At 58.7% G+C, this 12,373-nt stretch carries 7 protein-coding genes; 4 read left to right on the top strand and 3 right to left on the bottom strand.

All coding sequences use genetic code 11. The features are described from left to right. Both VA597_RS14625 and VA597_RS14630 read left to right on the top strand, forming a co-directional pair. On the top strand, positions 1-1,152 hold the full coding sequence (locus VA597_RS14625; protein ID WP_326974795.1) for an exonuclease SbcCD subunit D: 1,152 nt from the start codon (positions 1-3) through the stop codon (positions 1,150-1,152). Then, positions 1,149-4,295, top strand: coding sequence for an SMC family ATPase (locus tag VA597_RS14630; RefSeq protein WP_326974796.1), 3,147 nt, complete (start codon positions 1,149-1,151; stop codon positions 4,293-4,295). Before VA597_RS14625 ends, VA597_RS14630 begins: the two co-directional genes overlap by 4 nt. A 233-nt stretch (positions 4,296-4,528) precedes the next feature. Here VA597_RS14630 and VA597_RS14635 read toward each other — a convergent pair whose 3' ends face one another. Next, entirely contained in the window at positions 4,529-5,452 is a 924-nt protein-coding gene (locus VA597_RS14635; RefSeq protein ID WP_164919086.1) for an AEC family transporter, read from the bottom strand. Positions 5,453-5,886: 434 nt separating this feature from the next. Between VA597_RS14635 and VA597_RS14640 the strand changes: the two genes are divergently transcribed. Then, positions 5,887-8,475, top strand: a complete 2,589-nt coding sequence (locus VA597_RS14640) for a cation-translocating P-type ATPase (RefSeq protein ID WP_243112534.1) — start codon at positions 5,887-5,889, stop codon at positions 8,473-8,475. 54 nt (positions 8,476-8,529) lie between these two features. Next, complete coding sequence (locus VA597_RS14645; protein WP_128743667.1) at positions 8,530-9,252, top strand: MBL fold metallo-hydrolase; 723 nt, start codon at positions 8,530-8,532, stop codon at positions 9,250-9,252. A 63-nt stretch (positions 9,253-9,315) separates the two neighbouring features. Here VA597_RS14645 and VA597_RS14650 read toward each other — a convergent pair whose 3' ends face one another. Then, entirely contained in the window at positions 9,316-11,232 is a 1,917-nt protein-coding gene (locus tag VA597_RS14650) for a methyl-accepting chemotaxis protein (protein WP_326974797.1), read from the bottom strand. A gap of 161 nt (positions 11,233-11,393) precedes the next feature. Continuing rightward, positions 11,394-12,338 carry a CheB methylesterase domain-containing protein gene (locus VA597_RS14655; RefSeq protein ID WP_326974798.1) on the bottom strand — a complete coding sequence of 315 codons (945 nt, stop codon included), beginning with the start codon at positions 12,336-12,338 and terminating at the stop codon, positions 11,394-11,396. Positions 12,339-12,373 lie beyond the last annotated feature (35 nt).

The raw sequence follows: 12,373 nt of genomic DNA on the forward strand, positions 1-12,373 counted from the left end.
ATGAAACTGCTTCACCTCTCCGATCTCCACATCGGCAAGCGCGTCTGCGAATTCAGCATGCTGGAAGACCAGAGGCATATCCTGGAACAGATTGCCGGAATCGCGCGCGACGTGCGCCCGGACGCCGTTCTGATCGCGGGCGACCTCTATGACCGGAGCATTCCGGTCGGGGAGGCCGTCACGCTTTTGGATGATTTTCTGACCGAGCTGTCCGGACAGGCTATTCCCGTATTCGCCATCAGCGGGAATCACGATTCTCCGGAACGGCTTGATTTCGGCAGCCGCATCATGCGCAAAAACGACGTGATGATCGCGGGCACCTTCCAGGGAACCGTTCCCCACGCCGTTCTTTCCGACCGGTTCGGAACCGTACATATTTATTTGCTGCCGTTCCTGCGTCCCGCCGCGGCACAGCCTTTTTTCGGACCCGAAAAAACGGACACCTACGACCACGCGGTCCGCGCGGCGCTCGGCACGGTCCCGCCCGACCCCGGCGAGCGGAACGTTCTGGTCGCTCATCAATTCGTCGTCAGCGGCTCCGCGGAGCCGGACCGCTGCGACAGTGAAACGGTTTCCGTCGGCGGGCTGGACAGCGTCGATGTTTCCGCGTTCGACGGGTTCGACTACGTCGCCCTCGGCCATCTGCACGGGCCGCAGCAGATCGGACGCCCGACGGCGCGCTATGCCGGCTCCCCGCTGAAATATTCCTTTTCGGAGACCCGGCAGAAAAAGAGTGTCACGGTGGCGGAGCTGGGCGAGAAAGGAAAAATCGAGCTGACCCGGATTCCCCTGACGCCGCTGCGGGACATGAGGGAGATTCGCGGCCCGATCGAGGCGCTGACCGCGCCGGAAACCTTTGAGGGAACCAACCGGGAGGATTACATCCGCGCCGTTCTGACCGATGAAAAGGAGATTGCCGACGCGGCCGGAAAGCTGCGCGCGATTTATCCCAATCTGATGCGGATCGATTTTGAAAACAGGCGGATGGATTCCCAAAATACCGGCACTTCAGCGTCGGGAGATCCCTCGCTCAGAACGCCGATGCAGTTGTTTGAAGAATTCTATCAGGACCGCAACGGAGCGCCGATGTCCGGCGAGGAACGGGAGATCATCGGAAAAATCATCGAGGAAGCCGGGAGGGACGCCATATGAAGCCGCTGAACCTGGTCGTCAGCGCGTTCGGCCCCTACGCCGGCCGGGTGGAACTCCCCATGCGGGAATTTGGGTCCGGCGGGCTGTTTCTGATCTGCGGGGACACTGGCGCGGGCAAGACCACGATTTTTGACGCGATCTCGTTCGCGCTGTTCGGCGAGGTCAGCGGCTCCACCCGGACCCTCGACACGCTGAGGAGCAATTTCGCAGAGCCGGATACCAAAACCTTTGTGGAGCTTCTCTTCTCCCATGGCGGGAAGGAATACAAAATTCTGCGAAATCCGAGTTACAAACGCCCGAAGAAAAGAGGCGCCGGGGAAGCGACGGAAACCGCGGACGCCGTTCTGACCCTGCCGGACGGCTCCGTGCGGACGGGAAGCTCCCGCGTGACGCAGGAGATCGTCGGGCTGCTCGGCATCGACCACAGGCAGTTCAAACAGGTGGCGATGATCGCTCAGGGAGAATTTCTCGATCTGCTTCTCGCGGAAAGCGCCGAACGCGCGGAAATCTTCCGCCGCGTGTTTTCCACCGACCTGTTCCGCCGCGTGGAGGAACTGCTGAAAACCCGGGAGCTGGAATTGCGCCGCGGCTGGGAGGAGAGCGCCCGCGGCATTCTGCAGGACGCCGCTCTGATCCGTCCCGGGGAGAACAGCGCACTCGAAGAGGCGCTGTCCGCCTGTCTCGGCGAAAATGACGTCAATCTGATCCCTCAAGTCCTGCAGCTCCTGTCCGCCGCAAACGCGGACGACGCCGGCGAGCTGAAAGCCGCAGAGAACGAGCTGGCCGGGTCGCGGGACAGAGTTTCCGGGCTGATCGCTTCTCTGGCCGCCGCACGGCAGACGGTGCAGGCTTTTGAGTCGCTGGAATCGGCAAAAAAACATCATGCGGAGCTTCTGGAACAAGGCGGGGAGATGGAGCGGCAGGCAAAAGCGCTGCGCGCGGCGGAGCAGGCCGGGTCGCGCGTCACGCCGGCCCGTTCCGCATTGCTCCGGGAACAAAAGGCGCTCCAGGCGCTGGAAGAGGAGATTGCGGCCCTGGCCGGAAAAATCGCCGCTGCGGATGCCGCCCTCGGCGGATTGAAAGCGGCGGCGGAGGCGGAGCGCGAGAAGGAGCCGGAGCGCGAAAAACTTTCGGGTGCGATCGGCACGCTTTCCTCCGTACTCCCGGGCTACCGGAAAGCGGAGCTTCTGGAACGGCAAACCGTGGAGCTGGAGCGTTCCCTCGCCGGACAGGACACGCTTCTGGGTTCCCTCAGCGAAAAAAAGAAAACCCTTGCGGAGGTGCGCGATCGGCTTCGGGCAGAACTTGAAGGCCTGGCGGACGCGGAGGTCGAACGCCTCGCCTGCAAAACGGCCGAGGAAAATGCCCGCAGGACCTGCGAGGCTCTTTCCGGGATCCTGAACTCCGTCGGGAACATCCGAAAACTGATCGACGGATACCGTTCGACGCGGAACGGATATCTGAAAGAAGAGGCCGCTTACCGTGAGGCGAATGCCTCCTGCGACCTGGCGGAACGGGCCTTTCTGCGCCAGCAGGCCGGGCTTCTTGCCTCCGGTTTGGCCGACGGGGCTCCCTGCCCCGTCTGCGGCTCCACCAGCCATCCCCGCCCGGCCGTCCTGGACGGGCCGGCCGTGACGGAAGAACAGCTCCGACGCCTGAAAGCGGAGCGCGACCGGCATCACGGCGCGCTGGAATCGGCCGGCCTGAAACTCAAAGCCGCCGAAACCCGCATTCTGTCCGACCGGGAAAACCTTCGCAAATCCGTCAACGATCTGCTCGGCGGCGTCACGGGCGATGAAAACGTTCAGGCTCTGGAACAAAGAGCGCTCCAAGTTCGCGCACAGGCCGAACAGGATCGCACCCAGGCTCTGGCAAAGCTGGGCGCTCAGGAAAAACGCTGCCGGAGAAAATCCGAATGCTCCGCGCGGCTGGGCCTGACCGAAAAAGATCTGGCGGACGCCGACCGCGAGCTGGAAACACTGACCGGAAAAAGAAACAGCTTTTCGGCATCGCTGGAGGCAAAGCGCGCCGAGACGATGTCGGCGCGCGCTTCCCTCCCTTTCCCGACGGAGAGGGAAGCCGGGCAAAAACTCGATGAGCTGAACCGCACGCTCACCGCGATGAAACAGTCTCTTCAAAAGGCGGAGGACGCATACCGTTCCTGTCTCGGCGAACGGGAAGGGGCGGCCGCCGTCCTTGAGGATAACCGAAAAAGGGTGGGTCTGACCCGAACCCAGGCGGAAGGGCTGGAGCAGGAGTACCGTCTCCGCCTGACGGAGGCCGGATTCCGGACGGAGGAAGAATATCTCGCATGCATCCTTCCTGCCGAGCAAATGGAACGGCTGCGGCAAAATCAGACCGATTACCGGGACGACCGGCTGCGGACCGAGGACATGATACGCCGCCTCACGGCGGAGACCTCCGGGAAAACTCCCTCCGACCTCGCGGGGCTGGAGCAGGAGCTCGCCCGGGAACAACAGGAACAGCTTTCAAGAGAATCCGCTTTTCATACGCTTTCCGCCCATCTGGAAAACAATCAGGGCGTACAGCGGCGGATCAGCCGGTCCTTGGCGGACCGGAAGGACCTGGAAGAAAAATACGCCCGCATCCGCGGGCTTTCCAGAACCGCCAACGGGGAACAGAGCGGCAAACAGAAGCTCGACTTCGAGCAATATGTTCAGGCGGCCTATTTCGGCCGCGTGCTGCAGCAGGCAAACCGGCGCCTTTCCGCCATGACCAACGGCAGGTATGTCCTGCTCCGAAGGGAAAATCCATCCGACCTGCGCTCCCGTTCCGGGCTGGAGATCGACGTGCTGGACAATTACAACGGCAAGACGCGTGACGTCCGCTCCCTTTCCGGCGGGGAATCCTTCAAGGCTTCGCTTTCGCTTGCGCTCGGCCTTTCGGACGTCGTGCAGAGCTTTGCGGGCGGCGTGCGGATCGAAACCATGTTCATCGACGAAGGATTCGGCTCCCTGGACGACGAGTCCCGCCAGCAGGCCATCGCGACGCTGGCCGGCCTTGCGGAAGGGGACCGGCTGGTTGGCATCATCTCCCACGTCGCCGAGCTGCGGGAGCAAATCGACCGGCAGATTATTATACAAAAAGGAGTATGCGGCAGCAAAATACGGATTGTTAAATAAATATGCCAAGATGCCTCGGATTCCGGCGAATTGCGGCGCCGCCCGGCGGAAATGACCCATGCGAACCGGATTCCGGCGGCTCGGCTCGAAAACGATCCGATATTGGAGTTTTGAAAAGAAATATTACTTTCCGTAACATTTGATTATAATATACTATATGTTATTTCAAAGCCGATTGAAGAAGCCGATGCTGCAATTCCAGCATCGGCTTTTTTCTCAGTCAGCATTCCTTTTTAATAGAAGCATTGCACAAGGATCGGGAACAGCGGCATGGTCAAAGCGGAGAACAGCGTGGTCAGGGCAACGGCTTTCGAGCCGAGACGCGTATCCCCTCCGAACTGCGCCGCAAACATCACCGAATTTGCCGCGGACGGCGCCGAGGAAAGAATCAGGAGCGAAGTGAAAATCGTTCTGTCGACGTGCAGCGGAAGCAAAAGGCAGAAGCAGATCAGGGGGACCGCCAGCAGACGCGCCAGCGAAAGCACGTAAAGGCTGGCATCGTTAAAGAGTTCGCGGAAGGGGACCTGCGTAATGTAAACGCCGACCACCAGCATTGCAAGCGGCGTATTCATTTCGGAAAAACACTGCATCGGGGATAAAATCACTTCCGGCAAACGAACGGAAAAAACAAAAAGAACAAAGCCGGCCGCGAATCCAAGCACGCCCGGATTCACGATCGCATTTTTGCAGTCGATCTGCGGTTCCATCTTCATGCTGGAGACGCCGTGCGTCCACACAAACAAATTGAAAACGGCCATGAACACGGAAGCATAGGCCACTCCCTGGCTTCCCAGAACCGCGTCCACCAGCGGCAGGCCCACAAAGCCGCAGTTGGAATACGCCACGGCGAAACGGAGGATTTTCCTTCGCTCCGGCGGAGCTTTTCGGAACAGCAGATAGCTGAAGCCGATGGCGGCCACGGCGCAGACGGCGGAAAGCGCGCCGGAGAGGAGAAGGCTGCCCACGCTGACTTTGCCGAGCATATCCTGCAGGGACGTGATGATCACGCAGGGAGTGACGACCCAAAAAAGGACGGAGGTCATTTCTTTCGCCCCGCCGTCCGAAATAAAATTTATTTTACCGCAGACATAGCCCGCCCCGATCATCAAAAACAGGATGGCTACCTTGAGCAGAACACTGAGGAATAAGGATATCATTTCTAACCACCCTGCCGCATCAGGCTGACTTTCCGGCATTGGCCGGAAAGTCGAATTTCCTGTTTTTATGAGATATAGTTAAGTATAAAGCGCCCGGTTCCTTCTGTCAAGGATTCCAAAGCGCAAATAAATTTTATAATTCTTTTTTCCATTTTAACCCGGCGGCCAGTATGATATGATAAACAAACAAATGAAAGCTGTCCGGGATAAAGGGGAGTAGCTGAATTTCGGAAGGTCAACAACCGTTGCGCAAGCTTCTGGCCTCCGATCCAAACTCTTTTGGAAAGCAAGACCTTTACCAGAAATGTTTGTTTCTGGCAGGGGTCTTTTTCTTTTCCTCCGCCGAAACTGCAAATAATGAGAGAGGGATGCGTGATTTGCTGAAAAATCAGGATACCATAAGAAGGGAATCCGTTTGGAAGGAGGAGCTGCCCTTGAATAGCTATCTGAAAGAATCCGCCGACGTACTGCGGGAACTCAACAGCCGCACCGACGGCCTTTCACCGGAGGAGGCGAAGCGCCGGCTGCTGGAGCAGGGGCCGAACCGGCTGAAGGACGCCGAAAAAAAATCATTTCTGTCCCGGCTGAAAGAACAGCTCATGAATCCGATGATTTTGATCCTGCTGGCCGCGGCGGTCATTTCCGGACTGATGGGAGAAATGACGGACGCCTCCGTTATTTTGTTCGTGGTCCTGCTCAACTCCATCCTTGGGATCGTGCAGGAGAACAAATCCGAAAAGGCGATTGAGGCACTGCAGAAAATGACTGCCTCCCGGGCCAAAGTGCGTCGCGGCGGTGAGATCTCCTCCATTCCCTCCTCCGAACTGGTGAGGGGCGACATCGTCCTATTGGAGGCGGGGGACGCCGTCCCCGCGGATTTGCGCCTTCTGGAGGCGGCTTCGCTGAAAATGGAAGAGGCCGCGCTGACCGGCGAATCCGTCCCCGTGGACAAAACATCGGACGCTCTCCAGGCCTCGGAGGGAGTTCCTCTGGGCGACCGGACCAATATGGCCTATCTGGGGGGCAGCACCGTTTACGGCCGCGGAACAGGCGTTGTCACAGCGACTGGAATGAACACTGAAATGGGGAAAATCGCAGACACGCTGGCCAAAGCGAAAGAAGAAGAAACCCCGCTGCAGCGGCGGCTGGATCAGCTCAGCCGCCTGCTGAGCATCGGAGTGCTCGCCATCTGCGCGTTCGTGTTTGCGTTCAGCCTTTTTACCCTGCACGATTACAGCTCTCAGGCCGTGCTGAACACCTTTCTGCTGGCGGTCAGCCTGGCCGTCGCCGCCGTTCCGGAAGGTCTTGCGGCCGTGGTGACGATCGTGCTTTCGATCGGCGTTTCCAAAATGTCGGCCCGAAATGCGATTATCCGAAAACTGACGGCGGTGGAGACTCTTGGATGCACCCAGGTGATCTGCACGGATAAAACCGGGACCCTGACTCAAAACAAAATGACGGTAGTCGATACGTTCGGCGAACGCACGCTGCTGCCAAAAGCTTTCGCCCTGTGCAGCGATTCCCGCCTGAACCCCCAGAGCGGCGAAATCGTCGGCGAGCCGACCGAAAACGCGCTGGTCGCCTTCGCGCTGAAGGAAGGCTTCGACAAAAACGGATTGGAAGCCGGATTTCCGCGCAGGGGCGAGGCCCCGTTCGACTCGATGCGCAAAATGATGACCACTGTGCACGTCCTTCCGGAGGGCGGGCTGATCCAGTACACAAAAGGCGCGCCGGATGAAATCTTAAAGCGCTGCGGCAGCGTGATGCGGGACGGAGCCGTTCTTCCGATGACGGAGGAGTTCCGCCGGGAAATTCTCGACGCGAACCGTGACATGGCGGGCCGGGCCCTGCGGGTCCTGGCCGCCGCGCAGAAGCCGCTGTCCGCCCTGCCGGACGGCTTTACTCCGGAAAAGCTGGAAACCGGCCTGACTTTTCTGGGCCTTGCCGGCATGATCGACCCCGTGAGGGAAGAAGCCGCGGAAGCCGTGCGCGAATGCCGCCGGGCCGGAATCCGCCCGGTTATGATTACCGGGGACCACAAGGATACCGCGGCGGCCATCGCCGCCCAGATCGGCATCGCGGGACCCGGGGAAACCGTCATGACCGGCAGCGAGCTGGACCGCCTCTCCGACGGGGAGCTCAGGGAAGCCGTGCAGCGCTGCGGGGCCTACGCCCGGGTGCAGCCGGAGCATAAAGTCCGCATTGTCAGCGCTTTGAAAGACCTCGGCCTGATCACCGCCATGACCGGTGACGGCGTGAACGACGCTCCCGCCCTGAAAACGGCGGATATCGGCGTCGGGATGGGCATCACCGGCACGGATGTGACCAAAAACGCGGCGGACATGGTGCTGGCCGACGACAATTTCGCCACCATCGTCTACGCGGTTCGGGAAGGGCGCAGGATCTACGACAACATCCTGAAAACCATCCAGTTCCTGCTCTCCTCCAACCTCAGCGAAGTGATCTCCATTTTTGTCGCGACTCTGCTCGGCTTCTCCCTGTTCCGGCCGATCCATATTCTTTGGATCAACCTGATCACCGATAGTCTGCCGGCCGTCGCTCTTGGGACGGAACCGGCCGAAAAAGGGATCATGGGACGCCCGCCCCGCGGCAAAAGCGAAAGCCTGTTCGCGGACGGACTCGGAGCCGACGTTCTCTACCAGGGCGCCGCGGTCGCCGCGCTGACCCTGCTCGTCTACTGGATCGGCAGCCAAAGCGGGCCGGACGTCGGCACCACCATGGCCTTCGTCACCCTGTCGATGTGCGAAATCTTTCACTCGTTTAATCTGCGTTCCCGCAGAGGCTCCGTATTTCTTCTGCACGGTCAGAATAAGATCCTTCTCGGCACCATGCTGGCCGCTCTGCTGCTGACCTTCGCAATGGTCGAGCTTCCGTTTCTGGCCTCCGTCTTCTCAATGGTGTCGCTGACGGCGCGCCAGTACATGATCTCCATCGGAACGGCGCTGCTGATTCTGCCCATCGTGGAAGCGGTGAAGGCGGTCCAGCGTTTTTTGAGCCGCTGACCGGCTCCGGGTTGCAGCGATGTGATATAATAGGGGAAAAAAGGGGAAATACAGATGAACGCTGAAATCCGGTATTTGTATCACAGCGGTTTCTCGTTGGAAACCGCCGGTCATTTTCTGATCTTTGATTATTATCTCGACACTCCGAAGGGCTGCGGGCTGTCGAAAGGGGTCATTGATCCGGAGGAAATCCGCGATAAGAACGTCGTCGTTTTCGCCTCCCACAGCCATCCGGATCATTACAGCCCAAAAATTTTCAGTTGGAGGAAAGCCGTCGCGAACATTCGCTATGTCCTCGCGGATGAGATCCACGCGCCCGAGGACGCCGTGAAAATCGCGCCGGGCGAAACCGCCGACCTGGGCGGCCTGACCGTGCGCGCGCTGGAATCGACCGATCTGGGCGTTGCGTTTTTGGTCCATACCGACGGACTGTGCGTCTACCATGCGGGCGATCTGAACTGGTGGCACTGGGATGGCGAACCGGAGGAGGACAACGAAGAGATGGGCCGGCGCTACCGGGAACAGATCGACAAACTGCGCGGCGAGGAAATCGACGTGGCCTTTCTGCCTGTCGATCCCAGGCAGGAGCAGAACGCGCTGCTCGGCCTGACTTATTTTATGAAAACGGTCGGAGCAGAATCCGTCGTTCCGATGCATTCATTTGGGAAACTGGAATTTTACGAATCGCTGAAAACCGATCCCTCATTGAAACCCTGGTTGAACAAGGTGCTGTTTTACCGGGACCGGGGAGATGTCATGACCTATCAAAAGCGCTGAAAAGCTATAAAGGGAGGCTCCCGTGCGGGGAGCCTCCCTTTTTTTAGACCGGACGAAAATCCGTTAATCCTGCAGCTTCAGCTGGCTCAGCGTGTTCTTGAGCACCTGGGCAAGGCGGTTCAGTTCCTGGCTGGTCGCGGAGCTCTGCTCCGCCGTTGCGGAATTGGACTGCACTACGGCAGAAATTTGCTCGGAGCCCTGATTGATCTGCCCGATCGCCCTTGCCTCCTCGGCCGCGGATTTCGAGATGGCTCCAAACAGAGTGGTCATCGACTCGACGCTGTCCACAATTTCCTTCAGGGACGTGGCTGTCTCATCCGCTATTCTGCGCCCTTCCGTCACGGCGCCGATCGAATCCTGAATCAGCACGGAGGTGTTCTTTGCCGCTTCCGAGCTCTTTCCGGCCAGGTTGCGCACTTCGTCCGCAACAACCGAAAATCCCTTGCCGGCCTCTCCCGCCCTCGCGGCTTCCACCGCCGCGTTCAGCGCGAGGATATTGGTCTGGAATGCGATGTCCTCAATCGTCTTGTTGATCTTTTCGATCTTTCCGGAGGATTCTTCGATCCGGGCCATTGCGGCAATCATTTTTTCCATCTGTTCGCTTCCGTGCGTGACCTGGTTCCTTGCGTCCAGAGCGATCGAATCCGCCTTTTTAGCGGATTGGGCGCTCTCGTCCACCTTCTGATTGACTTCTTTCAAAGAAGCCGAAAGCTGTTCGATGGTTCCCGCCTGCTCCGTGGCTCCCTGAGCCAGCGCGTGAGCGCCCTCCGCCACCTGCTGCGATCCCCCCGCAACCTGATCGGCCATTTGGCTGATCTCACCGAACGTAGAATTCATAGACTGGATGATCGCGTTCAGCGCGTCTTTGATGGCGGTGAAGTCGCCCTGGTAATCCCGCTGCGGAGTCACGGTGAAATCACCGTCCGCCATGCCTCCCAGGACGGCGGAAATTTCCTCGATATACCCGTTCAGGGATTCCACGGTGGACCCGAAAGTCTTCGAGAGCGATTCGATTTCGTCCTTTGTGCGGACGGCGGGAACCTCTGAATGCAGGTCTCCGTCCGCAAGGGTTTCAATGCGGCCCGCAAGGGACAAAACCGGCTTTACGATCGGAACGGCAACTCTGTTGGAAACCAGGATCGACAAAAGGATGAACGCGGCGATGAGTCCAAGCATGATGCAGATCGCCGTATACATTCCGGACAGCATCTCGGATCTGACGGCCACCACGCCGATCGACCAGTCCGTGTTCGAAATCGGAAGGTAGGAAACGTAGACCTGCTGCCCTTCAAGCGTCGTCAGATCCCCTCCCGTTTTTGCCTCCGCCATCTTCTTGACGACCTCCGCGATACCGGAATAGGAGGGATCTTTTTTCGCAAGCTCTATGTAATTGACAGAGTCAAGGACATTGTTTATTTTTTTATCCGCGATAATTTTCCCGGCATTGTCCACAATAAAGCCATAGCCCGATTGGCCGATTGAAACGCTGTTCAGGAGGCTGTTCAGCGTGCCGATCGAGATGGAGCACGTGAGGACGCGGGGCAAACCGCCTTCTTCATCGTTGATGGGAGTCGCCATTGTGACCAGCATCCCGCTGTCCTCCTGGGAAAAATAGGTGCTGGAGGTGGCAAAGCGGCCATCCAGCGCTTTTTTAAAATAGTCTTCGCCGCTGATGTCCTTGCCTCTGACCGTTTTGCCCGTACTTTCGGCCAGATCGACTTTGAAGAAGCCGTGAACCATGCTCTGATAATCCAGTTCTTTGGCCAGGTCGTCGTTCGACAGCGACTTGTCAAAAAGCTTGCTGTCCTCTGAAATATCCGAAACCGCAGTGCGGAATTTATCCAGTGAATTGTCCACAACCTGGCTGTAGGCATTCGCGGATTGAGCCACCTCATCCTCCATAAAGCTCATGGAATTCTGATAAATCAAAAGCACTGACATCCCGCCGAAAACGATGCAAATGGAAACTGTGATCATCATAAAGCGAAGAAGAAGCTTTCTCTTCAGTCCCTTTTGGCGAACGGCTCTTTTTTTCGCAGTCGGGCCGGATTTTGCACGGATCAGCTTTTTTCTTTTAAAATGTGTTTGAAAAAACGACTTGAAATGAATTTTTTTCAATTTCAGCAACTCCCGGTAATGATTTATTTTGTATGAAGGACAATCAGATCCGCAATTTGCTGCAAGGGCGCCTGCTTCACCACGGCCCCGATCTCAAAGGCTGCCATCGGCATCCCGTAAACGACGCAGGTAGCCTCATCCTGACCGATGGTGTAAGCGCCCGCTTCTCTCATGCGCAGAAGGCCTTCGGCGCCGTCCCTCCCCATTCCTGTAAGAAGCACGCCGACTGCTTCCGGCCCGGCCGTCTCGGCCGCGGAGTCAAACAAAACTCCGACCGACGGGCAGTGCCCGTTCACGCGTTCCCCGCGAACGCATTTGACATAATATCCCGCCCTGTCTTTTTTCAGCATAAGATGCAGCCCGCCCGGCGCAATCAGGGCGCTTCCCCGGCCGACACGGTCGCCGTCCCGCGCCTCCGAAACCCGGATTCCGGAAATTCCGTTCAGGCGCTGGGCGTACATTTTGGTAAAGCCGGACGGCATATGCTGGACAATGACAATTCCGGGCAGGCCGTCGGGCAGGCGTTTCAGAATCTCCGCCGTCGCGTCCGTCCCTCCGGTGGAGGCGCCGATCAAAATCACGCGCTCCGGTTTTGCCGGCGGGGGCGGCGCCTTCGCCTTGGGCGCGTGCGCGCCCGCGGGTATGGCGGAAGCAACGGCGATCTTAGCTTTCACGCAGGCCTCGCTGCAAAAGGCCCGCCAGCTTTTCCTGTCCTGATCCCCGGGGAGCTGAACCAGATCGTCGGCTTCCATTCCGCGGACGCTCACGGCATCCTCGTCCGGCCTGACCAGGGCAACCAAAGGGATGCCGGCCGCTTCGATCAGAGAGGCCGCGCTCCCGCCGAACAGCCTCGCCCCCGCAATGACCACATCCGGCTCAAACGTGTTCAGCACGGAAACTGCCTGTGAAATACTGCTCACAGTCCTGATCTCGCCAAACGCGGAGTCCCCGGACATGCCTTCCTTCATTGCGGAGAGAATGTGTGGAGAGTCGTCTGCTATCA

This window comes from Caproicibacter sp. BJN0012, assembly GCF_035986805.1.
In the GTDB taxonomy this organism is placed as follows: Bacteria; Bacillota; Clostridia; order Oscillospirales; family Acutalibacteraceae; genus Caproicibacter.